At 58.5% G+C, this 21,670-nt stretch carries 22 protein-coding genes; 13 read left to right on the top strand and 9 right to left on the bottom strand.

All coding sequences use genetic code 11. The features are described from left to right. Window positions 1-37: 37 nt before the first annotated feature. Together KUIN1_RS18010 and pobA are read right to left on the bottom strand one after the other, a co-directional pair. Window positions 38-1,363 carry an MFS transporter gene (locus KUIN1_RS18010; RefSeq protein ID WP_152092152.1) on the bottom strand — a complete coding sequence of 442 codons (1,326 nt, stop codon included), beginning with the start codon at window positions 1,361-1,363 and terminating at the stop codon, window positions 38-40. 204 nt (window positions 1,364-1,567) lie between these two features. Next, window positions 1,568-2,752: a 4-hydroxybenzoate 3-monooxygenase gene (gene pobA, locus KUIN1_RS18005; protein ID WP_003404302.1), complete on the bottom strand. Its 1,185-nt coding sequence runs from the start codon at window positions 2,750-2,752 to the stop codon at window positions 1,568-1,570. 153 nt (window positions 2,753-2,905) lie between these two features. Between pobA and KUIN1_RS18000 the strand changes: the two genes are divergently transcribed. Then, window positions 2,906-3,775 (top strand): helix-turn-helix domain-containing protein, encoded by an 870-nt coding sequence (locus tag KUIN1_RS18000; protein ID WP_011268470.1) that lies wholly within the window; start codon window positions 2,906-2,908, stop codon window positions 3,773-3,775. 51 nt (window positions 3,776-3,826) lie between these two features. On the opposite strand, the gene ppnN is transcribed toward KUIN1_RS18000, so the two are convergent. Beyond that, the gene (gene ppnN / locus KUIN1_RS17995) at window positions 3,827-5,200 is read right to left on the bottom strand and encodes a nucleotide 5'-monophosphate nucleosidase PpnN (RefSeq protein ID WP_024659436.1); all 1,374 of its coding nucleotides are present in this window, start codon (window positions 5,198-5,200) and stop codon (window positions 3,827-3,829) included. Between the two features lie 452 nt (window positions 5,201-5,652). Between ppnN and KUIN1_RS17990 the strand changes: the two genes are divergently transcribed. The 3 genes from KUIN1_RS17990 (at window position 5,653) to KUIN1_RS17980 (ending at window position 9,023) form a co-directional block, all read left to right on the top strand. Further along, the gene (locus KUIN1_RS17990; RefSeq protein ID WP_003316760.1) at window positions 5,653-6,327 is read left to right on the top strand and encodes a TIGR04211 family SH3 domain-containing protein; all 675 of its coding nucleotides are present in this window, start codon (window positions 5,653-5,655) and stop codon (window positions 6,325-6,327) included. A gap of 402 nt (window positions 6,328-6,729) precedes the next feature. Beyond that, window positions 6,730-8,331, top strand: coding sequence for a tetratricopeptide repeat-containing response regulator (locus KUIN1_RS17985; protein ID WP_152092151.1), 1,602 nt, complete (start codon window positions 6,730-6,732; stop codon window positions 8,329-8,331). Next, the gene (locus KUIN1_RS17980; RefSeq protein ID WP_011268467.1) at window positions 8,328-9,023 is read left to right on the top strand and encodes a sensor histidine kinase; all 696 of its coding nucleotides are present in this window, start codon (window positions 8,328-8,330) and stop codon (window positions 9,021-9,023) included. Before KUIN1_RS17985 ends, KUIN1_RS17980 begins: the two co-directional genes overlap by 4 nt. 63 nt (window positions 9,024-9,086) lie before the next feature. Here the strand turns inward: KUIN1_RS17980 and KUIN1_RS17975 are convergent, their stop codons facing one another. Next, window positions 9,087-9,896, bottom strand: coding sequence for a glycosyltransferase family 2 protein (locus KUIN1_RS17975; RefSeq protein ID WP_011268466.1), 810 nt, complete (start codon window positions 9,894-9,896; stop codon window positions 9,087-9,089). Between the two features lie 235 nt (window positions 9,897-10,131). Here KUIN1_RS17975 and KUIN1_RS17970 point away from each other — a divergent pair, with 235 nt between their 5' ends. The 3 genes from KUIN1_RS17970 to KUIN1_RS17960 all read left to right on the top strand — a co-directional run bounded on the left by KUIN1_RS17970 (window position 10,132) and on the right by KUIN1_RS17960 (window position 13,969). Further along, on the top strand, window positions 10,132-11,043 hold the full coding sequence (locus KUIN1_RS17970; RefSeq protein WP_054091705.1) for a methyltransferase domain-containing protein: 912 nt from the start codon (window positions 10,132-10,134) through the stop codon (window positions 11,041-11,043). A gap of 202 nt (window positions 11,044-11,245) precedes the next feature. Next, window positions 11,246-12,487: a glutamine synthetase family protein gene (locus tag KUIN1_RS17965; RefSeq protein WP_172980102.1), complete on the top strand. Its 1,242-nt coding sequence runs from the start codon at window positions 11,246-11,248 to the stop codon at window positions 12,485-12,487. Window positions 12,488-12,541: 54 nt separating this feature from the next. Beyond that, complete coding sequence (locus tag KUIN1_RS17960) at window positions 12,542-13,969, top strand: MFS transporter (RefSeq protein ID WP_057457571.1); 1,428 nt, start codon at window positions 12,542-12,544, stop codon at window positions 13,967-13,969. A gap of 62 nt (window positions 13,970-14,031) precedes the next feature. Here the strand turns inward: KUIN1_RS17960 and KUIN1_RS17955 are convergent, their stop codons facing one another. The 4 genes from KUIN1_RS17955 to flgA all read right to left on the bottom strand — a co-directional run bounded on the left by KUIN1_RS17955 (window position 14,032) and on the right by flgA (window position 16,612). Next, window positions 14,032-14,778 carry a flagellar brake protein gene (locus tag KUIN1_RS17955; protein ID WP_003404320.1) on the bottom strand — a complete coding sequence of 249 codons (747 nt, stop codon included), beginning with the start codon at window positions 14,776-14,778 and terminating at the stop codon, window positions 14,032-14,034. Window positions 14,779-14,860: 82 nt separating this feature from the next. Beyond that, on the bottom strand, window positions 14,861-15,328 hold the full coding sequence (locus KUIN1_RS17950; protein ID WP_003404322.1) for a flagella synthesis protein FlgN: 468 nt from the start codon (window positions 15,326-15,328) through the stop codon (window positions 14,861-14,863). Window positions 15,329-15,377: 49 nt separating this feature from the next. After that, window positions 15,378-15,692, bottom strand: coding sequence for a flagellar biosynthesis anti-sigma factor FlgM (gene flgM / locus KUIN1_RS17945; RefSeq protein ID WP_003404324.1), 315 nt, complete (start codon window positions 15,690-15,692; stop codon window positions 15,378-15,380). A 161-nt stretch (window positions 15,693-15,853) separates the two neighbouring features. Continuing rightward, window positions 15,854-16,612, bottom strand: a complete 759-nt coding sequence (gene flgA / locus KUIN1_RS17940; protein ID WP_011268462.1) for a flagellar basal body P-ring formation chaperone FlgA — start codon at window positions 16,610-16,612, stop codon at window positions 15,854-15,856. A gap of 77 nt (window positions 16,613-16,689) precedes the next feature. Here flgA and KUIN1_RS17935 point away from each other — a divergent pair, with 77 nt between their 5' ends. Both KUIN1_RS17935 and cheR read left to right on the top strand, forming a co-directional pair. Further along, a complete protein-coding gene (locus tag KUIN1_RS17935) occupies window positions 16,690-17,616 on the top strand; it encodes a chemotaxis protein CheV (RefSeq protein ID WP_003316772.1) in 927 nt (308 codons plus the stop codon). Between the two features lie 51 nt (window positions 17,617-17,667). Further along, entirely contained in the window at window positions 17,668-18,495 is an 828-nt protein-coding gene (gene cheR, locus KUIN1_RS17930) for a protein-glutamate O-methyltransferase CheR (protein WP_003347319.1), read from the top strand. 93 nt (window positions 18,496-18,588) lie between these two features. Here cheR and cynR read toward each other — a convergent pair whose 3' ends face one another. Beyond that, window positions 18,589-19,503 (bottom strand): transcriptional regulator CynR, encoded by a 915-nt coding sequence (gene cynR / locus KUIN1_RS17925; protein ID WP_162886001.1) that lies wholly within the window; start codon window positions 19,501-19,503, stop codon window positions 18,589-18,591. A gap of 73 nt (window positions 19,504-19,576) precedes the next feature. On the opposite strand from cynR, the gene cynS reads away from it, so the two are divergent. The 4 genes from cynS to flgC all read left to right on the top strand — a co-directional run bounded on the left by cynS (window position 19,577) and on the right by flgC (window position 21,659). Then, complete coding sequence (gene cynS, locus KUIN1_RS17920; RefSeq protein ID WP_003404332.1) at window positions 19,577-20,044, top strand: cyanase; 468 nt, start codon at window positions 19,577-19,579, stop codon at window positions 20,042-20,044. A 10-nt stretch (window positions 20,045-20,054) separates the two neighbouring features. Then, window positions 20,055-20,528: a nuclear transport factor 2 family protein gene (locus KUIN1_RS17915; RefSeq protein ID WP_004416966.1), complete on the top strand. Its 474-nt coding sequence runs from the start codon at window positions 20,055-20,057 to the stop codon at window positions 20,526-20,528. Between the two features lie 279 nt (window positions 20,529-20,807). After that, complete coding sequence (gene flgB, locus KUIN1_RS17910; RefSeq protein ID WP_003370068.1) at window positions 20,808-21,215, top strand: flagellar basal body rod protein FlgB; 408 nt, start codon at window positions 20,808-20,810, stop codon at window positions 21,213-21,215. Between the two features lie 3 nt (window positions 21,216-21,218). Beyond that, entirely contained in the window at window positions 21,219-21,659 is a 441-nt protein-coding gene (gene flgC / locus KUIN1_RS17905; RefSeq protein WP_002554316.1) for a flagellar basal body rod protein FlgC, read from the top strand. Window positions 21,660-21,670: the final 11 nt, after the last annotated feature.

Genomic DNA, 21,670 nt, shown 5'->3' with positions numbered 1-21,670 from the left:
CATCTGCGCAGGATCACGCTGTCTTCGGCAATGGCGCTCAGGCGCTCCCTGCCACCTTGACTGCCGACGACCGACTGAGCCGCAGTGCCACCAGACTGCCGACGATGGTCAGCGCGGCCAGTGAATACAGCGCCAGGGTAGTCGAGCCGGTCTGATCCTTGATCCAGCCCACCAGGTAAGGGCTGAGAAAGCCTGCCATCTGCCCAATCGAGTTGATCAGCGCCAGCCCGCCTGCGGCGACGCTGGCACTCAGCAGGGCGGTCGGTAATGGCCAGAACATCGGCAGGCTGGTCAGCGCACCCATGGTGGCGATGGTCAGCCCGATGATGGCAACGATGGGCAGCGTCGCGAAGTTGGCGGCGATGATCAGGCCGGTCGCGCCCATCAGCATCGGGACCACCAGATGCCAGCGGCGCTCATTGCGCAGGTCGGCGGAGCGGCCGACCAGCAGCATGAACACGCCTGCCATCAGGTACGGCACGGCGCTGATCCAGCCGATCACGAGTGCATCGCTGAAACCGAGGTTCTTGATGATCGACGGCAGCCAGAAATTGATCGCGTAGACGCCGCTTTGAATGCAGAAGTAGATAAAGCCCAGGATCCATATGAACGGCATGCTCAGCACGGAAGCCACCGAGCTTTTGCCGTGCACCGGACGGCTCAGTTCATCGTTGGTGATATCGGTCTTGACCCGCTGACGCTGTCCGGGCGTCAGCCAGCGGGCATCCTCGACCTTGTCGCACAGCAGAACGAAGGCCAGCACACCCAGCGCCACCGTCGGCACGCCCTGAATCAGGAACATCCATTGCCAGCCGGCCATGCCGCCCTGGCCCGCAGCGAAATGATTGAGAATCCATCCGGAAAACGGGCCGCCCAGCAGGCCGGAGACCGGGATGGCCGACATGAACAGTGCCATGATCCGCCCGCGACGCTGATTTGGATACCAGCGCGAGAGGTACAGCACGATGCCTGGGAAGAAACCGGCCTCTGCCATACCGGTCAGAAAGCGCAGCACGTAGAACTCGACCGGCGTGGTGACGAACATCAGGCAGGTCGAGAAGATTCCCCAGGTAATCATCATCAGACCGATCCAGCGACGCGGCCCGAAGCGGTTCAGCGCCAGATTGCTGGGCAGGCCACACAGCACGTAGCCAATGAAGAAGATACCGGCGCCCAGGCCATAGACCGTCTCGCTGAAACTCAGGGCATCGAGCATCTGCAGCTTGGCAAAGCCGACGTTCACGCGGTCGAGGTAATTGAACAGGTAACAAATGAAGATAAACGGGATAAGGCGCAGGGTGATGCGACGGTAGACATGATTGCCTTCGGCGTCGCCCACCTCGTGGGTCGAAACAGGTGTCATGGCGGGGGTTCCTCTGTGCTTGTTGTTTTTATATAGCCAGATAGCTATTGGACGCACGTCTGATCATAGGTGGGCAGTGTCGAAAACGCTTTGGGGTTTTGCACGGCGGCGGGGAGCATGCGTTGTGTGATTGCACAACGCATGTCGACGGGCAGCCTATGGCTTGTGAGTACGCAGCGCAATCACAGCGCCGGGGCCGACGCTCTACTCGACAGCCTCATACGGCAAGCCCACGTAGTTCTCGGCAATGGTCCTGCGCCCGGCTTCCGAGCCGACGTAGTAGTCCAGTTCAGTCTGCTGGATGCGCTGGCTGAAGGCGTCGGTGTCGGGGAAGTTATGCAGCACCGACGTCATCCACCAGGAGAAGCGCTCGGCTTTCCACACTCGGCGCAGGCAGATCTGTGAATACTTTTCCAGCAGGTCAGTGCGGCCTTCCTGATAGACCTTGAGCAGGATGCGGTACAGCGTGCTGACATCGCTGGCCGCCAGGTTCAGGCCCTTGGCACCGGTCGGCGGGACGATGTGCGCGGCGTCGCCGAGCAGGAACAGGCGGCCGTACTGCATGGGTTCAACCACAAAGCTGCGCAGCGGCGCGATGCTTTTCTCGATGGACGGGCCGGTGACCAGTCGCTCTGCCAGATGCTCGGGCAGACGGGATTTGAGTTCATCCCAGAAGCGCTCGTCCGACCAGTCTTCGACCTTCTCGTCGGCACTGACCTGCACGTAATAGCGGGTGCGAATGGCCGAGCGCATGCTGCACAAGGCAAAGCCGCGCGGGTGATTGGCGTAGACCAGCTCTTCGTTGACCGGTGGCGTGTCGGCCAGTACGCCGAGCCAGCCGAACGGATAGACGCGTTCGAATACCTTGAGGGCGTCAGCGGGAATCGATTGCCGTGAGACCCCGTGAAAGCCGTCACAGCCGGCAATGTAATCGCAGTCCAGGCGCACGGTCTCGCCGTCTTTCACGAACGTCAGGTACGGACTATCGCTCTTGAGGTCGTGCGTTTTGACGTCCGTAGCGTTGTAGATCGTCATTGCTCCGGTCGCGGCGCGCGCGGCCATCAGGTCGCGGGTGACTTCGGTCTGGCCGTAGACCATCACCGTCCTGCCATCGGCAAGACTCTTCAGGTCGATACGCTCGCAGCGACCGGCGAACGCCAGCTCGAAACCGTCATGGATCATGCCCTCTGCGTCCATGCGTTCACTGACGCCCGCTTCACGCAACAGGTCGGTCATGCCTTGTTCCAGCACGCCGGCGCGGATGCGCGAAAGGATGTAATCGGGGTCCTTGCGCTCGACGATGACGTTGTCGATGCCGGCACGCTGCAGCAGTTGGCCTAGCAGCAGCCCGGAAGGGCCTGAACCGATAATGGCAACCTTGGTCTTCATGGCGATAGTCCTGTCTTTTGATCCCTGCCAGGTTTAGTCAGCGGGACGTGTTTGTTTTTGTCTCCTGCATTTTTAATGGATGCCGTCGAGATAAGAAGGCAATATCCGCTGCATTATCTGGACTTTCCGAGGGTCCGGACGAGAGAGGGCGACATGGCCAGACCTGCCACAGCAGCGATACCGGTGTTCAAGCTCTATGGGGAAACCACGGCCTGGCCGACCCCGGACCTGATTCATTGCGAGTCGATCCCCGAGCGCAGCAGGATTCACGAATGGGAGATCAAGCCGCATCGGCATGGCGATCTGGTCCAGCTGCTTTACGTGCAGTCGGGCAAGGCGATGCTCAAGGTCGAGGACCGGGTCAGCGAGGTCGAGATGCCTTCGTTGCAGGTCGTTCCCGCACTGAGCGTGCACACCTTCAGGTTCTCCAGAGATATTCAGGGCCATATTCTCAGCCTGGCCAGACCCTTGGTGGAGCAACTCGAGGCTGCGCTCGACGTCTCAGCCCTCAGCGCGGCACGCTGCTATGCGCTCGGGGCGGATGGCGATTATGTGGACACGCTGTTCAATGCCATTGCCAATGAATACCGGCAGCCCAGAGCGGGCCGCGATCTTATGCTGCACTCGCTGGTCAATGTGCTGGCGGTGTGGCTCAGTCGGCGCAGCAGTGAACATGCAGGCGAAGAAACTCATGCGATGGATCGCGGCCGCGAGCATTTGCAGGTGTTCATGCATCAGCTGGAAGCGAGTTTTCGCGAGCACTGGTCGATCGACCAGCATGCTCAGGCGATGGGTATCAGCGCCGCGCATTTGAATGCACTGTGTCGGCGGCTGTGCAACCAGTCGGCCTTGCAGATCATCAGTGAGCGCTTGTTGCTGGAGGCCAAGCGCAACCTGATCTACACCACCCTGACCATCAATCAGGTCTCAGACAGCCTTGGGTTTTCCGAGCCTGCGTATTTTTCGCGCTTCTTCAAGCGCGCTACCGGGCAGTCGCCCAAGGCATTTCGCCAGCAAAAATAGAAACGGGGTGCTCAAGAGCACCCCGTCGGCTTGCCGTACGTCGCTATGCGGTCAGGTTACGACCTGATAGCACGGCACGTACGCCGCGCCGCCTGGCAGCTTCATGCGGTGCTGATCGACGAAGGCCTGCAACAGTTTGTCCAGCGGGCCCATGATCGATGGGTCGCCGTGGATCTGATACGGACCGTGCTGTTCGATCAGGCGAATGCCCTTGTCCTTGACGTTGCCGGCGACGATGCCGGAAAACGCCCGGCGCAGGTTGGCGGCCAGTTCGTGAGTCGGCACATCGTGGTTCAAATGCAGCTTCGACATGTTCTCGTGGGTTGGATCGAAAGGGTGCTGGAAGCTTTCCTCGATCTTCAGCAGCCAGTTGAAGTGAAACGCGTCGTTACGCTCGCGGCGGAACTGCTTCACTTCCTTCAGGCCCTGGGTCATCTGCCGGGCAACGTCTGCCGGGTTGTCGATGATGATCTGATAGTGACGCTGCGCCTCTTCACCCAGCGTGGCACCGACAAACGCGTGCAACTGCTGCAGGTACGGTTCGGTGTTTTTCGGGCCGGTCAGGATCACCGGGAACGGCACATCCTTGTTGTCCGGATGCATCAGAATGCCCAGCAGATACAGGAACTCTTCGGCAGTGCCTGCGCCACCGGGGAAGATGATGATGCCGTGGCCGACGCGCACGAAGGCTTCGAGACGCTTTTCGATGTCCGGCAGGATCACCAGCTCATTGACGATCGGGTTGGGCGCTTCGGCGGCGATGATGCCCGGCTCGGTCAGGCCCAGGTAGCGACCGCCGACGATGCGCTGCTTGGCGTGCGCGATGGTCGCGCCTTTCATCGGGCCTTTCATCACGCCGGGGCCGCAGCCGGTGCAGATATCCAGGCTGCGCAGGCCCAGTTCATGGCCGACTTTCTTGGTGTATTTGTATTCTTCGGTATTGATCGAATGGCCGCCCCAGCACACCACCATCTTCGGCTCGACACCGGCACGCAGGGTACGAGCATTGCGCAGCAGATGGAACACGTAGTCGGTGATGCCCTGGGAATTACTCAGGTCGATGCGCTGGCTGTCCAGTTCGCTTTCGGTATAGACGATGTCGCGCAAGGCGCTGAACAGCATTTCGCGGGTGCTGGCGATCATCTCGCCGTCGACGAATGCATCAGCCGGAGCGTTGAGCAGCTCCAGGCGAACCCCGCGGTCCTGTTGATGGATGCGGACTTCAAAACTCTCGTACGCTTCAAGAATGGTCTTGGCGTTATCGACGTGGGCGCCGGTATTGAGAATGGCCAGGGCGCACTGGCGAAACAGGGTATAGGTGCTGCCTGAACCGGCCGCGCTGAGCTGCTGCACTTCACGTTGGGACAGGGTTTCAAGGCTGCCTTTCGGGCTTACGGTGGCGTTAATCACTTGTCTTGGGATCATTCTATTTTCCATTAGAGCGATGCAGTCGAGCATCAGGATGGTGAATATCGAGAAGATTCACCCCTGTGGGGCCTTTTCTACAGCACTTGGCCGGGAAAGCAAACGCCGGACCGCCGACGTCCCTTATTTGAGCCCCTGTGCGTCATCGCAGGATTGAATCGGCAGGCGAATTCTTTTGAAAGCAGGCACTTGCTTCGCATGACCGTGCGGCTGAATTTTGACGCGGACAACGGGCAATAGTGAACCTGACCCCTTTAACGGAGTCTGTTAGCTGATGGACTTTCTGGACGGCCTGCATGAAAGGGATCATCAGGTGCTTTTTCAACGCGCCTGATAGGCAGACATTCCGTCCGGGCAGGAGTTGCAAAACCGTTGATCACTTGCCGCTCCCATCCTTAGCCGGCCCGTTAAACGAGGCTTTATTTTCATTTCAGATAAAGATAATTATCGCCATGTCTCGTCATTTTTCCGCACTTCTTTCCCGAGCCCCTGGCCTGTTCGCCGTTTCGCGTCGCTTGCTCGGCGCAGGCCTGGTTGGCGCTGCATTGACCGTTGTCATGCCTGGCAGCGCACAGGCCGCCGGCAGCGATCGCTGGGTCAGCGACAGCCTCACTACCTACGTACGCAGCGGACCAACCGATGATCATCGGATTGTGGGGACGCTGAAATCCGGGCAGAAGGTCGAGCTGCTCAGCGCTTCGGGCAAGTTCAGCCAGGTGCGTGGCGAAGGCGGTTCCACCGTGTGGATCCCCAGCAGCGACTTGCAGGAAGTCCCTGGCCAGGCCGAGCGTGTGCCGCAGCTGACTCAGCAGGTTGCCGACCTGACCGAGCAGCTGGCGGGCATCGACAACACCTGGAAGACCCGCGTGCAAGGCATGCAGGAAACGCTGGACGCGCGCAAGAAGCTGGTCGACGAACTGGAGGCGCGCACCAAGACCCTCAACGATCAACTGGCCGACTCTCAGGCTGAGTTGCGTGCGACTCAGGCGCGACTTGGCGACGAGAACAAGCAGGTGATGATGCGTTACATGGTCTACGGCGGCAGCATTGCCGGTGCTGGCTTGCTGGTCGGCCTGATCCTTCCGGCGCTGACCAAGGGCCGCAAGAAGAACGACGGCTGGGTGTAAACCACCTGTGCAACCTCGCATGCCAGCGCGCCGCGCTGGCATGCCGTTCCGCCACGCTGTGCGTTGTATCGAATGCACAGCCGATGTGTGACAAACCTCTCCGAAAATGCCTTTCCCCTGCCGCAATCACGACCCGGCCCACACTCTTCAGGCCTGCCTGGCACAGAGTCCGTGTGCGAAGTTGATGTTCGTTCTACAGTTTCTGCGTGGATGGTCGAAAAACTGAGTGTTGCCCTCACCCTCGCGCTTTGACGCATAGGGGGAGGGTACCGGCAAGTCGTATTGTGGCGCTTTGCCATCAGTTATTATGTGCGTCCTGAAAAATGGGCTGCCGAGTCGGGCCTGAATCGTTTTCAGGCCACGGGTCTCATATTTTCACCCCTCTCCTGTGCAGGAATCCGGATGCTGGCGTACAACCAAAAAAGCTTTCTTATCGTTGATGATTTCTCTGACTTTCGCAGTTCAGTGAGATCGATGCTGCGTGAGCTGGGCGTCAAGGAAGTGGACACCGCCGATACCGGTGAGCAGGCTCTGCGCATGTGCTCGCAAAAGCGTTATGACTTCGTGCTGCACGATTTCAACCTGGGTGATGGCCGCAAGAACGGCCAGCAGGTGCTGGAAGACCTGATGATCGAGCGGCTGCTGAGTTACGAAAGCGTATTCATCATGGTCACTGCCGAAAACAGTCAGGCGATGGTCATGAGTGCGCTTGAGTGGGAGCCGGATGGTTACCTGACCAAGCCGTTCAACCGCGCCGGGCTGGCCCAGCGGCTGGAAAAGCTGGTGCAGCGCAAGACCTTGCTCAAGCCGATTCTGCAGGCCCTCGACCGTCGCAAGCCGGCCGAGGTGCTGGCCGCGTGCGACAAGCTGATCGAGCAGGACCCGCGTTATGCGCCGTTGTGCCTGCGTTACAAGGCCGATGCCTTGCGTGATCTGAAGCAGAACGAGCCCCTGGAAGCGTTCCTCAAGACCATTCTGGCTGATCGGGCCACGCCGTGGGCTTACGGTGCATTGGGCAGCCTGCTGCTCAAGCGCGGCAAGACCGCCGAGGCACAGGCTGTCTACGAACAGGCGATCAAGGCGTTTCCGACCATGCCTGCGCTGTTCGATGGCCTGGCTGATGTGCTGGTGGCGCTTGGCGATGGCAAACGCGCGCAGTCTGCGCTGGAAAGCGCAGTGCGCTTGTCGCCGCTGGCGGTGCGTCGACAGAAGCTGCTGGGCAAGCTGGCGCTGGGCAACGAGGACTTCGAAAGTGCCTCCAAGGCCTATCGTCAGGCCGTCTCCCAAGGTCAGCATTCGCGTTTCAAGGATCCGGAAACCAATCTGGGGCTGGCTCACGCGTTGATCAGCAAGGGCGGCGATCAGGGTCTTGATGCGCGCACCCGCGTCGAGATCAACAACGCCCTCGTCGACGTTGCCAAGGAGCATGGCGACGATCAAGGTCTGCAAGTGCGCACCCGGCTGATGAAGGCGGCCAGCCTGCAGCATTCGGACCCGGAAGCCGCAGCCAAGCTCACCGAGCAGGCAATGGCCAGACTGGATGGCATGGAGCAGGTGCTCAGTGCCGACGCCGCACTGATGGTGGCTGCGCAACTGAAGCAGCTCGGTCAGGAAGAGGCCGGTGCCGGCGTCTTGAAGAGTTGTGCGGGAGCCTATGGCGACGATCCTGCGGTGATGAAAAGCATTGCCAGCATGACCGATGATCCGGCGATTCTGGGGGCCAGCAAGGCGGCTGTCGATTTCAACCTGCAAGGCGTGCGCAGCTACAAGGCCGGCAACCTCACCGAAGCACAGGCATTTTTCCGCAGTGCGCTTGGCTTGCAGCCGAAGAACATCAGTATCGTGCTGAACATGGTGCAATCGCTGCTTCACCCTGGACAGGATCTGGGCCAGGCCGGAATTGACGAGTGTCGTGCCAGCCTGACCATGCTGGGCAAGATCCCGGAAAGCGATCCACGCTATGAGCGCTACCATAAACTCAGGGAGAGGGCGTTTAGCGCATGAGTGAAGAGACAGAGCAGGGCCTCGACTTTTCCATGGTGATCGCCTCCACGGTGCACGACATGAAGAACTCGCTGGCGACCCTGACCCAGGCGCACAGCCAGTGGCAGGCGAAGCTTTCGGTGCAGCAGCGTGACACGCCGGAGCACGGCGTCATCGACTATGAGTTTGCCAACCTCAATGGCATGCTCGTGCAGTTGCTCGGCCTCTATAAACTGGGTGTCAACCAGATGCCGTTGCGTCCGGATTACCACGAACTGGACGATTTCATCGAAGCGCAACTGGCCCATCATCAGGACGTGCTGGGCAGCCGCGGCATTGCCGCCCGTCATGCGATCGATGTGGCAAGCCCCCTGGGCTTTTTCGACCGCGAACTGATCGGCTCGGTGGTGGGCAATATCATCGTCAACGCCATCGGTTTCGCCCGTGAGCAGATCGTTGTCAGTGTTGGTGATGAAGGCGGGCAGTTGAAGATCACCATCAATGACGACGGCCCCGGTTACCCGGCGTATCTGATCGAGCGCCAGACCGAATACGTGCAGGGCATCAACCAGGGCAGCGGCAGTACTGGCCTGGGCTTGTACTTCGCTGCACACATTGCCCAGTTGCATGTACGCAACGGCATGCGCGGGCGCATTGAAATCGCCAACGGCGGGGTGCTGGGCGGGGCGATGTTCAGTATGACCCTGCCCTGAGGCAGCGGTCTTGCAACGAGTACCCCGCAACGCCTTGTCAGGATTGCGGGGCAGGTTCGGCGCTTAGATATTCAATCCGAAGTTCTGTTTGATACTGTTCAGGCTGTCCATCAGTTCCTGATCAGACGCCAACGGATGTCTGACCGGTTCGCAGCCGTGCTTGAGCGTGAAGTGTTCAATGGCCGCGAGGGCGTTTTTGCGGTGCAGGGTGTCGGACGAAATCGTTGAGCCCTCGAGCGTCCAGGGCTCGTCCCCCAGGTACAGTTGCGAATTATCGATGTCGGCAAAAAACCAGAAAGGCGGGTGCATGTTCTGGTTGATGATGGCCAGTGTGTGATCGACGTGTTCAAAGGCGTTGTGATACGTCTCGTCCATCAGGCCGGCGGCTTCCAGACTGCGTCTGGAGTAGTAGGAAAACGCACCGACGCAATGGCGGTACAAGGGCAGGTTGATGCCATTGCCGTAGTCAATCCTGTACACCGCGTTGGCCTCGCCCGACGGCGTCTTGTTCATCAGACCATGCTGGCTGTAATTGAGGTGCTGAATGCCGGTCAGCGTCGAGGTCAGAATATAAAGCTCGAATACTTCCGGACTTTTTATATAGATGTCGTCTTCGATCAGGAACAGATGCTCGCACCCGGCATCCATGAGTCGCGACAAGGCTCTGTTCTTGGATTTTCCAACGCCGAGGTTGGTTTCGTTATTGAAGAACACCTCGCTGTCATACGCGGAAAACTCCGGGTACACATCGCCGTCATTGATGATGACAACGCAGTCGATGATCTCGGCAGGCAGGGAATCGTAAAGCTTTTTCAGCAGCGCAGGACGATTGTAGGTGACGATTCCGCAGCCAACCTTTTGACCATTGATCATGGTGATCCTCTGTTCTCTTGGGCGTTAGCGTGATTGTTGTTGACTTGCGTTGCCGCGTGGCGGGTGGTTCAGGCCTGCGCTGACGTAAATCGATGTATGTACGCGGTGGTTTGCAATATTTGCGCCAATTGCTGGTGCGCCAAGGCCAGGGGGAGGCGCCGGTTAAAGTTTTAGCGGGCACCGCCGAAATCGTTGAAAGGCTGTATTCGATATCACGATGAGCGGTGGGTGGGTGATGCTGTTAGCTAAAAAGTACTGCCAGGGGCACGGAATAGAGTTGGGCGCAGCGGCTCACAACGCGTTCAACCTTGCCCATTGCCTCAACGTTGCGCCGTGCAACGGTGTCGATTTTCTGCACCCCCGCGACATGGAAGACTATCAGCAGTACTTCGTCGAGCAGATGAAAGTGTCGGGCGACGTTTCGAAGGTCGACATGCTGGGCGATTTTCAATGCATCCATACGCCAGACTCGTCGGTTGACTATCTGATCAGCTCGCACGTCATCGAGCACGTCCCCAATCTGTTTTCTGCGTACGTCGAATCCTTCAGAGTGCTGAAGAACGGCGGGGTATTCTTCTGCATCTTTCCCAAGCGCACGGCAGCCAAGACTGATCGGGCGCGTCGTTTGACGACGCTGACGCAGATGATCGAGGACTATGAAAACAAGGTCGACATGACCACCGTCACGGAAGGTGAATGGCGCGGTCACTATCAGGTCTTTTCCCTGCAAAGCATGCTCCGCGCGGTCAATTACGTTAACTCGTCAGGCCTGGGTTGCTGGTACATCGAGTGCGTCGAAGAGACCGATTCGAAAGTGGGCAACGGCCACACCGTCGTGCTCCGCAAAGTCGAAGGGTTGTCTGCCGAAAAGTGGCAGGATCTCGGCGACTTCAACACCCAGTTCAACCAGTTGTTGATGGCGGGCAAGCTCGAGAACGCGTTGACGCTGACCAAGATAATGCTGTCATTCAATTTTTTCGATGCCACCAGGCTGCACCTCGCCGGCGCCCTGAGTCGTCAGTTGGGCAATGTGGCCGAAGGCGTCGAATTCCTGCGCCAGGCCCTTGTGGTCGACCCGGAAAACGAAGACTACCGAAAGGAGTTCATCGAAGTGACCGGGACACCTTTCCATAACCCGGTTCTCTGACACGTCGAGCGGCAGGCCGACAGCCTGAAGCGCGGTGCTTGAAGATTGCAGTCTGAAGGTTGAAGCTTGGCGTCTGCTGCTCAACTAAAAGGACTGACCCATGACAGGCAATGACCCCCATTCGCAGAAAGAAATGCTGATGGGCATTGATGAAGTGGAGTGTGTAACCCCGGATTTGAACGGTGTACCGCGCGGCAAGGTAATGACGGCTGAAGGTTTTCTCGAAGGTCGCCGTTTGCAGCTGGCGCGCGGCGTGTTGCTGCAATGCATCATGGGCGGGTATCCGCCGGCGCGCTTTTACGGCAGTGACGACGGCGATCTGGCACTGATCAGTGATCCGCAGCAGCTCCACCGTCTGCCCTGGAGCACGTCGCCGCGAGCCTTGGCCATCTGCGATGCGCAGGACCTCGATGGCCAGCCGTGCATGCTCTCTACCCGTAATCAGCTCAAGGCTGTTATCGCCCGTTACGTTGCGCAGGGGCTGGTGCCAGTGGTGGCCACCGAACTCGAGTTTTTTGTCTTCGCGCCCAATCCCGAGCCGCTTTATCCATTCGAGCCGCCGACCGGGCTGGACGGGCGACGCGAACAGGGGCACTCGGCATTCAGCGTCAGCTCCAACAACGGCTTGCGGCCTTTTTTTGCCGAGGTGTATGCCTGCATGGCAGCGCTGGGGCTGCCGCGTGACACGGTGATGCACGAGATGGGTGTCAGCCAGTTCGAGATCAACCTGCTGCATGGCGATCCGCTGCTGCTGGCCGATCAGACTTTTCTGTTCAAGCACCTGCTCAAGGAGGTTGCGCTCAAACACGGGCTCATCGTGGTGTGCATGGCCAAACCGCTCGCCCATACGGCGGGCAGTTCGATGCATATCCATCAGAGCGTGGTGGCAGCAGAGGGCGCAGTGAATGTATTCAGTGATGCGCAGGGTGAGCCGAGCGACACGTTTGGTCATTTCATTGCCGGCCAGCAAGCCTGCATGGCGGACTTCACCGCGCTGTTCGCGCCCAATGTGAATTCCTACCAGCGCCTGTGCCATCCTTATGCATCGCCCAACAACGCTTGCTGGTCCTACGACAATCGCGCTGCCGGATTACGTATTCCGTCGAGTGCAGCGGCGGCCAGAAGGGTGGAGAATCGTCTGCCGGGCGCTGATGCCAATCCCTATCTGGCCATCGCTGCAAGTCTGGCGGCCGGGTTGCACGGCATCGAGCAGCGACTGGAACCGACGCCGCCGCTGCAGGGCGAACTGGAGGTGCCGGAAGAATTGTTACTGCCGTGTACCTTGCACGCTGCTCTGGAGCGTCTGAAAAGCAGTCAGTTGGCCAAGGAACTGTTTGGTCATGAATTCATCGAAGGCTACATTGCGTCGAAGGCCCTGGAACTGACCAGTTTTTTCGACGAGATAACCCCCTGGGAACGGCGCGTGCTGGCTGCTCAGGTTTAAGAATCGCAGTGTCGGGCTCGCCCAGTCGGGCGACTCCCTATTTTTGGAAAGTTGATGCGCCAAATCTGGAAGTCCTTTCGAGCGCTTTATTTTGCCTCGTTGATGATGTTGATCGGCTCGGGTCTGCTGAGCACTTATCTGGCCCTGCGCCTGGCCGCCGATCAGGTTGACAGCCTGTGGGTCGGTGCGTTGATGGCCGCCAACTATTTCGGTCTGGTGCTGGGCGGCAAGATCGGTCACCGCCTGATCGGCCGTGTCGGGCATATTCGCGCCTACGCCACCTGTGCCGGCATCGTCGGTGCGGCGGTGCTGGGGCATGGCCTGATCAGCTGGTTGCCCGCCTGGCTGGTGCTGAGGGTGATCGTCGGTCTGGGCATGATGTGCCAATACATGGTCATCGAGAGCTGGCTGAACGAGCAGGCGGCCGCCAAACAGCGCGGCATGGTCTTCAGCGGCTACATGATTGCATCCTACCTGGGGCTGGTACTGGGTCAGCTGGTGCTGGTGGTTCACCCGCAACTGGGGCCTGAGCTGCTGATGCTGGTAGCGCTGTGTTTCGCACTGTGCCTGGTGCCCGTCGCCATGACCCGGGCGATTCACCCGGCGCCTCTGCATCCGGCACCACTGGAGCCGCGCTTCTTCATGAAACGTGTGCCGCAGTCGTTGACAGCGGTACTGGGCGCCGGTCTGATCATCGGTTCGTTCTATGGTCTGGCACCGGTCTACGCCGCCGAGCAGGGGCTGTCCACCGAGCAGGTCGGTTTGTTCATGGGCTGCTGCATTCTGGCCGGGTTTCTGGTGCAGTGGCCGTTGGGCCTGCTGTCCGACCGCTATGACCGTTCCGTGCTGATGCGTATCTTTGCCGCCGCCCTGGTGGTGGCGTCGTTACCGCTGGCGGTGTTTCCCAGCGTGCCGGTCGAGGTGCTGTTCGGTGTCGGTTTTCTGGCTTCGCTGATGCAGTTCTGCCTCTATCCACTGGCAGTGGCCTTCGCCAATGACCACGTCGAGGCCGAGCGCCGGGTGTCGCTGACGGCCATGTTGCTCATGACCTATGGCATCGGCGCCAGTATCGGTCCGTTGGCCGCAGGTGTGGTGATGAAGCTGTTTGGCGGGCACATGCTCTATGCGTTCGTCTGTGGCGCGGGTGTGATTCTGGTGTTGCTGATCAGGCCCAAGGCGGTCACTCACCTGCACCAGGTCGAAAACGCACCGCTGCACCACGTTGCGATGCCGGACAGTATGTCCAGTTCGCCACTGGTGGTTGCACTTGACCCGCGTGTCGATGAGCAGGTGGTTCAGGAGCAGATGCAGGCAACCGTTGAGCCTGAGCCTGAGCCTGAGGCGGATCCCGAGGTGGTGTCTGAAGCAGAGGCCGAGGCAGAAAGCGAGGTTCTGGCGCAGAGCGAGCCGGCTGCCGGAGCGGAAACAACCGAAGCCGATGAGCATGAACGCGAGCGTGAAAGCGAGACCTGGAAGGCCTGAGGGGTAGGGCAGTACACGATTGCGGCAGCAATGCCGCAATCGCCGGGGGATTCAGGTGAGTGTCAGAAGTCGTCGTCTTTGTCGAAGCGCCGTGCTTCGCGCTGTAACTGATAGACGAAACGTTCGACCTGACGCTGCACCAGCCCACTCATGTTGTGGAAGCGTACGCCGGCAAAGGTGGTGTTGAATCGTTCTTCGAAATGCAGGTGGCGCAACTCGACAGGTGCTGTCATGGCGCCGAAAGGCAGCTTGGCAACGAAACGTTCGTATACCTGGCCCAATTGCATGCGATCGGACACGTCGCCCTCGAAGCGCAACTTGCAACCGGTGGCAGAAATATCCAGCAGCTTGCCAGCCAGTGTGAATTTCAGGCGGTCACCGCCGATTTCGACGTCGACCAGCTGCGCCAGCTTCAGCGCGGCCCGGAAGGCGTTGCGGCGCTGGTGATAAACCACTTCCTCAGGCATCGGGCCGCGGTACATGCGTTGACCGTCGGTGCTGAGGATGTCCATCTGCGCAGTACTTTCCCAGGCAATCCGCACGCCGTCATGAAAGCCTTCGACACGGAAGGATTCGCCGTTGCTCAGAAAGCGTTCGCCATCGCGGGGGATCATTTCGTCGAGGGCCATGACGTTGTTGTCACGGTCGACTTCAAGCAGATAACTCTGAAAGCGCTGGGGACGCTCGTGAAAGGTAATGATCAGAGGATCATGACTCTCGAGTAGCAGCCGCAGGTTAGCGGCAATTTCCAAAGGTGTATTGAGAACCTTCGGGGGCTGCGGAGCATCGTCCGCGCTTGAGCCATTCACGTTCTTGAATCTCCAGGCAAAATACTACGGCAACGCAACAGCAGGCATTCTGCCACTATGCACGAAACCTTGATACAGGAAGTTACGCCTGGCTCAGAGGGCGTGGTTTTGCTCTAAGCGCAGTCGATCCGCGGCTGTCATAGAGTGTAGGCGTATCGCCACCGTTCAGGATGCGAAGCTGGTGAGCGGTACTGACCTGTTGCAACTGGATCAGACTACCATTGCGCTCGTTGAGCGTCTGGCATTCGTTGATCAACGTGTTCAGTTCGTCGGCGGCCAGCAGCAATTGCTCACCGATATCCGACTGGCTGGCCAGTTGCTGGAGACCACTGCGATTGGCTGGCAGCCCCATGCCCGCAAGCACCTGGCTACGTTTGCGACCATGCTGATCGAGAAGAATGACCAGCGCCTGTTTCTGCGCCAGCACCTGCTCCATCTCGCCCATGTCGCGGCCGTGAAGAATCAGTGATTCGGCCTGCAACAGCTCAAGAAGCTGTCGGGCCGAAACCATGTCGTCAGTGATCATCTGCAGCAAAGTAGTGTCTTGCATCGCATGCTCTGGTTTTTAAGCGTCCAGAATATCCAGCGCCAGCCTTGGCTTAGCGTTGGGTTTCGAAATTCAACAGTTTGCTGGCGACACGGTTGCTGTCCACTGTGTAACTACCGTCGGCGATGGCCTGTTTGAGCTCGGCAACCCGAGCACTGTTGACGGTTGGCAGATCGGTCAGCTTGTCCGTGATTTTCTGCAACTGTTGAGCCTCACTGCTCAAGGAAAAAGTTTCCCCGGTGCTTTTGACACCTGCGGTGACGGCAGGGGCTGGAGCATCGGTTTTGGCGGTGTCTTTACTGGCGCTGGTACGTGAAGCACCGGCAACAGACTGTGAGTTGTTAAGGCGACTGAAATCTATGACCATGATTGAAAAAACCTCTGGGTGTTTGGACGCTTGCCTTGTTTTCGGCCAACCCCCATCAAACTTTAGGCTGATTGTGAGAAAGCTTCCCAATAGACGACATTTGCCGTCGGGCATTCCCCGCAGTCTAAAAAAAACACACCCTTCGCGCCACCATCAATGCACTACATAGCGACTTCCACCTGCCCTGGGCCGGTGACACTTGCCTTGATCACCCGCTGGGAATTGAGGTTTTTCACCCGTATCTGTTCGTTGAAGCCTCCATCGGACATCGCTTCGCCGGGCATGCGCACCGCCAGCGAGCCGCTGCGGGCGATGATCACCACCTGATCGCCCTTGTGAATCATTTGTGGCTGCTCAAGCGCCACCGGGGTGATGACCTGGTCGATGACCATCTGTCGGACAACCTTCTGACCGACTGCCTGATCCAGCGATGCCAGGAAACCCTGACCCAGGCTGCTGACATCCCGCTCGCGCATCGCAACGTCTTCTTCGGTGACGATCGCGTCACGTTTGAGCGGGCGCATCACGGTCACGACGTTGCGATACAGCAACACCTGGGCGGGCACAAACACCGTCCAGGGCGAAGAACCTTCGCAGCGTACCCGCACGGTAACCCGGCCAACCGGGCGCGGACTTTCCAGTGTGGCTGTCAAATCCTTGTCGCAGGCACCCATCCTTAAACGCGGGTCGAGCTGCTTGACCTGTATCTCATGACGCCCGTCAATCTGGTTGGTTGCCAAATAGTCTTCTACTGTGAACTCAAGAAACCCTTGGGTGACGCCGATAAGCTGCTCAGGCAGTGTGAAATTCTCGGCACGAGCGAGGGTCACCGTGCTGGAAAGGCACAGCAGGGCGATTGCGCACAGAAGCCTGCGGGTTTCTAATGCGAGGTGTCGAGAAATTGTCGTCTTTGCGTTCATGAAGTAATAAATAGCAAAGCCCGTGCCGCTTGTTGATCTGGTGTCTGGGCGGCGGTCATTTTGTAAGGGGGTTCGGCATGGCAGGTGTAATGGATTCGGTAAACCAGCGAACTCAGCTGGTGGGTCAGAATCGCCTGGAGCTGCTCTTGTTCCGTCTCGACGGCAAGCAGCTCTATGGGATCAACGTCTTCAAGGTAAAAGAAGTACTGCAATGCCCGAAACTCACCATCATGCCCAAATCGAGCAAGATCGTTCGGGGCGTGGCCAATATTCGTGGCGGCACGATCCCGATCATGGATCTGGCAATGGCGACAGGTTCCACAGGGATGATTTCGCTGGTTAATTCCTTCGTCATCATTACCGAGTACAACACCAAGGTTCAGGGCTTTCTGGTGCATTCTGTCGAACGCATAGTCAACATGAACTGGGAAGAGATTCATCCACCACCCAAGGGCACCGGGCGCGATCATTACCTGACCGCCGTGACCCGGGTTGATAACCAGCTGGTGGAAATCATCGACGTCGAGAAAATTCTCGCCGAAGTCGCGCCAGTGTCCGAAGAAATCTCGGTCGGTGTCATTGACGCCGAGGTTCAGCACAAGGCTGTCTCCCTGCGTGTGCTGACGGTCGACGACTCGTCGGTGGCCCGTAAGCAGGTGAGCCGCTGCCTGGAAACCGTCGGGGTGGAAGTCGTAGCGCTCAACGATGGTCGTCAGGCGCTGGATTACCTGCTCAAGATGGTCGCAGAAGGCAAAAAACCTGAAGAAGAGTTCCTGATGATGATCTCCGACATTGAAATGCCGGAGATGGATGGCTATACCCTTACCGCAGCAATACGCAATGATCCACGCATGCAGAAGATGCACATCACTTTGCATACCTCGCTGTCAGGGGTATTCAACCAGGCGATGGTCAAGAAAGTTGGCGCGGATGATTTTCTCGCGAAATTCAGGCCTGATGATCTGGCGGCCAGGGTCGTTGCGCGGATCAAGGCAGCAGAATAACCAGCCGGGGGCGTCGTCCCCGGTGATTCACATGATTTGAGAGGCGGCACTTTGTCTACGGGTAATTTGGATTTTGATCAGTTCCGGGTATTTCTGGAAAAAGCCTGTGGCATTCTGCTTGGGGAAAACAAGCAGTACCTGGTGTCCAGCCGCCTCAACAAATTGATGGAGCAGCAAAGCATCAAGTCGCTTGGCGAGTTGGTCCAGCGCATTCAGACCCAGCCGCGCAGTGGTTTGCGCGAGCAGGTGGTCGATGCGATGACCACCAACGAAACCCTGTGGTTTCGCGACACCTATCCGTTCGAAGTGCTGAAGAACAAGGTGTTGCCCGAGCAGATCAAGGCCAGTCCTGGTCAGCGTCTGCGCATCTGGTCGGCCGCCTGTTCGTCGGGTCAGGAACCGTATTCGCTGTCGATGTCCATCGACGAGTTCGAGCGAGCCAATCAGGGTCAGCTCAAATCGGGCGTGCAGATCGTCGCAACCGATCTGTCGGGCTTGATGCTCAATAACTGCAAGACCGGCGAGTACGACAGCCTGGCCATCGGTCGCGGCCTGTCGCCGGACCGTCTGCAGCGCTTTTTTGACGTAAAAAGTCCGGGCCGCTGGGTGGTCAAGGCGCCGATCAAGAGTCGTGTGGAGTTCCGCTCGTTCAACCTGCTCGACAGCTACGCCTCGCTGGGCAAGTTCGACATCGTTTTCTGCCGTAACGTATTGATCTACTTCTCCGCCGAAGTGAAGAAAGACATCCTGCTGCGCATCCACGGCACGCTCAAGCCAGGCGGCTACCTGTTTCTCGGGGCTTCCGAAGCGCTCAATGGTTTGCCGGATCACTATCAGATGGTTCAGTGCAGCCCCGGGATCATCTACAAGGCCAAGTGACGATCTGTCAGTGGCCTGTCATGAAAAAAGAGACTTTCGGGTCTCTTTTTTTGTGCGCGGCCGAAAACAGCTCTGATTGTCTGCCCATCGGGTTCATATTTTCGTTCTGATATCGCTCACCAGTTTTGCAAAAGCTTTGGCGGCGGCGCTCTGGTAGCCGTTTTTACGCCGCAGCAGTGCGACAGTCCGCCCAGGCAGGGCAGGGATGGTCTGAACTTCGCGCAATCCAGGCTGCTCGCGAACGATGGCATCGGGAAGAATGGTTGCCATGCGACCCTGGGCGACGACCTTGAGCAAAATGGCAATCGAGTTCGCTTCCAAGCCGACCGTCGGCTTGAAGTTGTGCATCTGGCACCAGGCATCCAGCAACTGGCGAGTGGCGAATCCGGGGGCGAGCAAGGCAAAGCGAAGTGTTTGCAGGTCCTCAAGTGTCAATGCGGCCTGCTTTTCGGGGCCAGGCTTGGCCATGACCAGGCACAGTTGTTCATCGAACAGCGGCTGGCTGTCTATCTCGACAGCATGACTGCCGGCAAAGCCGATGGCCAGATCGAGCGCGTCACTGATCAGTGCCTCGGTAATCTGCTCCAGAGGCAGCTCCGTGAGGATGATTGCCACTCCCGGATACAGCGCGCTGAAGCGGTCGATCAGCGGCGCTATCAGGTATTCACTGAAGGTAGGCGTGACGCCGAGGCGCAATTGTCCGCGTGACAGGTCGCTGACATCGTTGAGCGCACGCTTCCCGGCCTCCAGCTCAAGCAGGCAGCGACGCGCGTGGTCCAGATACACGCGGCCGGCATCGGTCGGCACGACACTGCGGCGGGTGCGGTCGAACAGTTGCACACCCAGACTGCTTTCCAGCTGCCTGATCTGCTGCGACAACGCCGGCTGCGAGACATGCAGGGCCTCGGCTGCCCGGGTGAAATTGCCATGGTCGGCGACTGCCAGCAAATAACGTATATGGCGTAACAGCACGGCATCACCATAAGTCAGGATTATGGTGATGATCATAAATCAGTCTTGGATCTTATGGTGATAGTCGTCGATGCTGTGATTGAAGTGAATTTATTCCGGAGGGTTACCTATGCCGCACAGCAATATTTCCCGAGCGCCGCGCCAGCATCTGACTGAACGTGTGCTGCAGGCCAAGACTGCAAAGAACCTGACCTGGGCGGGACTTGCAGAAGGTACGGGGTTGAGCGTGGTGTATGTCACCGCTGCATTGCTCGGGCAGCACCCTTTGCCGCAAGCGGTGGCCGAGGTGGTCGCCGAGCGTCTCGGACTGGACCGGGACGCGGTCGCCGAACTGCAAACCATCCCGTTGCGCGGCAATGTCGAAGACGTCTCCAGCGACCCGACCATCTACCGCTTCCATGAAATGGTTCAGGTCTACGGCACAACGCTGAAAGCACTGGTGCATGAGCAGTTCGGCGACGGCATCATCAGCGCAATCAACTTCAAGCTCGACATCAAGAAAGTCGACGATCCGGAAGGGGGAGAGCGAGCCGTGATCACCCTCGATGGAAAATTCCTGCCCTACAAACCGTTCTGAGGACGCTGAGATGAGTGATAAAGGAAGACCGCCATTGCCACCCTTCACCCTGGAGACTGCAGTCCAGAAAGTCCGTGGCGCCGAGGATGGCTGGAATTCACGCGATGCGGCGAAAGTCGCACTGGCTTACACCGAAGACACCTACTGGCGTAACCGCAGCGAGTTCGTCAATGGTCGCGCAGAGGCCCAGGCCTTTCTGGAACGCAAGTGGCGTAAGGAACTGGACTACCGGCTGATCAAGGAGCTCTGGGCATTCACCGATAACCGCATCGCCGTGCGCTATGCCTACGAATGGCATGACGACTCCGGCAACTGGTTCCGTTCGTATGGCAATGAAAACTGGGAGTTCGCTGCAAACGGCCTCATGCAACGGCGCTTTGCCTGCATCAATGATTTGCCGATCGCCGAGTCCGAGCGCAAATACCATTGGCCGCTGGGGCGCCGACCGGATGATCACCCGGGGTTGAGCGAGCTTGGCCTCTGATCAATCGTCAAAGAGACCTTCGGGTCTCTTTTTTATTGGGTGTCCGGTTGAGGCAATGATGAAGAGCCACGATTGCCACGCGGCAAGTCGATACTGGCAAAAAAAACGGCACCCGCCTTGCCGCTTTACCCCTCTGCAGCGGAAATGCCTTGCCGCTTTTCTGGCATTGCCGCCTCGCCGCCGCCTGTGGACCCTGCAAACATTGGCTTTTACAACATGGCACGCCGATTGCTTTGTCAGTAACAACAGAATCAGGTCAACCGGCAAAGGTTTCCCGAAATGAGCATCAGCTTCGATAAAGCGCTAGGCATACATGAAAAGGCTCTGAACTTCCGGGCTCAGCGTGCAGAGGTGTTGGCCAACAACATCTCCAACGCCGACACCCCGAATTTCAAGGCTCGCGATCTGGACTTCTCTTCGGTGCTGGCTGCCGAAAACGACAAGGTCCAGAACGGTCACTTCGCGCTGAACAAGACCAACAGCCGCCATATCGAAGCCGAGGGCATGGGCAATGACGACGGGACGCTGATGTATCGCACGCCGTCGCAGCCTTCGCTGGACCAGAACACCGTTGATTCCCAGGTCGAGCAGGCCAGCTACACCGAGAACGCCATGGGCTTCCAGGCCAGCTTCACATTGCTCAACAGCAAGTTCAAGGGGCTGGTTGCAGCCCTTCGCGGAGAATAATTCATGTCACTAGCCAATGTGTTCAACATTGCCGGTAGCGCCATGAGTGCCCAGACCACGCGTCTGAACACCACGGCCAGTAACATCGCCAACGCCGAGACCGTGTCTTCGAGCATGGACCAGACCTATCGCGCCCGTCACCCGGTGTTCGCCACCGTGATGCAGGGTCAGCAGTCCACAGGTGGTTCGCTGTTCCAGGACCAGGGCGAAGCCGGGCAGGGTGTTCAGGTCAACGGCATCATCGAAGACAGCTCGAACCTGGAAGCACGTTACGAGCCCAATCATCCTTCCGCTGACAAGGACGGGTATGTCTACTACCCCAACGTCAATGTCGTGGAAGAAATGGCCGACATGATTTCTGCCAGCCGGTCTTTCCAGACCAACGCAGAAATCATGAACACCGCTAAATCCATGATGCAGAAGGTTCTGACCCTCGGTCAGTGATAGAAGGCGAA

The sequence above is a fragment of the Pseudomonas sp. KUIN-1 genome, from assembly GCF_009176725.1.
Lineage (GTDB): Bacteria > Pseudomonadota > Gammaproteobacteria > Pseudomonadales > Pseudomonadaceae > Aquipseudomonas > Aquipseudomonas fragariae.
The sequence above is the reverse complement of the archived record's forward strand: the minus strand, read 5'-3'. Positions and strand labels throughout refer to the sequence as shown.

Bases quoted from the DNA above. Each gene is read 5' to 3' on its own strand.
- KUIN1_RS17960 (WP_057457571.1), top strand. From the start codon at position 12,542: ATGCGCCAAATCTGGAAGTCCTTTCGAGCGCTTTATTTTGCCTCGTTG.
- KUIN1_RS17985 (WP_152092151.1), top strand. From the start codon at position 6,730: ATGCTGGCGTACAACCAAAAAAGCTTTCTTATCGTTGATGATTTCTCT.
- KUIN1_RS17990 (WP_003316760.1), top strand. From the start codon at position 5,653: ATGTCTCGTCATTTTTCCGCACTTCTTTCCCGAGCCCCTGGCCTGTTC.
- flgA (WP_011268462.1), bottom strand. From the start codon at position 16,612: ATGAACGCAAAGACGACAATTTCTCGACACCTCGCATTAGAAACCCGC.
- KUIN1_RS17970 (WP_054091705.1), top strand. From the start codon at position 10,132: ATGCTGTTAGCTAAAAAGTACTGCCAGGGGCACGGAATAGAGTTGGGC.
- cynR (WP_162886001.1), bottom strand. From the start codon at position 19,503: ATGATCATCACCATAATCCTGACTTATGGTGATGCCGTGCTGTTACGC.
- KUIN1_RS17950 (WP_003404322.1), bottom strand. From the start codon at position 15,328: ATGCAAGACACTACTTTGCTGCAGATGATCACTGACGACATGGTTTCG.
- cynS (WP_003404332.1), top strand. From the start codon at position 19,577: ATGCCGCACAGCAATATTTCCCGAGCGCCGCGCCAGCATCTGACTGAA.
- KUIN1_RS17975 (WP_011268466.1), bottom strand. From the start codon at position 9,896: ATGATCAATGGTCAAAAGGTTGGCTGCGGAATCGTCACCTACAATCGT.
- flgM (WP_003404324.1), bottom strand. From the start codon at position 15,692: ATGGTCATAGATTTCAGTCGCCTTAACAACTCACAGTCTGTTGCCGGT.
- flgB (WP_003370068.1), top strand. From the start codon at position 20,808: ATGAGCATCAGCTTCGATAAAGCGCTAGGCATACATGAAAAGGCTCTG.
- ppnN (WP_024659436.1), bottom strand. From the start codon at position 5,200: ATGATCCCAAGACAAGTGATTAACGCCACCGTAAGCCCGAAAGGCAGC.
- KUIN1_RS17980 (WP_011268467.1), top strand. From the start codon at position 8,328: ATGAGTGAAGAGACAGAGCAGGGCCTCGACTTTTCCATGGTGATCGCC.
- pobA (WP_003404302.1), bottom strand. From the start codon at position 2,752: ATGAAGACCAAGGTTGCCATTATCGGTTCAGGCCCTTCCGGGCTGCTG.
- KUIN1_RS17915 (WP_004416966.1), top strand. From the start codon at position 20,055: ATGAGTGATAAAGGAAGACCGCCATTGCCACCCTTCACCCTGGAGACT.
- flgC (WP_002554316.1), top strand. From the start codon at position 21,219: ATGTCACTAGCCAATGTGTTCAACATTGCCGGTAGCGCCATGAGTGCC.
- KUIN1_RS17965 (WP_172980102.1), top strand. From the start codon at position 11,246: ATGACGGCTGAAGGTTTTCTCGAAGGTCGCCGTTTGCAGCTGGCGCGC.
- KUIN1_RS18010 (WP_152092152.1), bottom strand. From the start codon at position 1,363: ATGACACCTGTTTCGACCCACGAGGTGGGCGACGCCGAAGGCAATCAT.
- KUIN1_RS18000 (WP_011268470.1), top strand. From the start codon at position 2,906: ATGGCCAGACCTGCCACAGCAGCGATACCGGTGTTCAAGCTCTATGGG.
- KUIN1_RS17935 (WP_003316772.1), top strand. From the start codon at position 16,690: ATGGCAGGTGTAATGGATTCGGTAAACCAGCGAACTCAGCTGGTGGGT.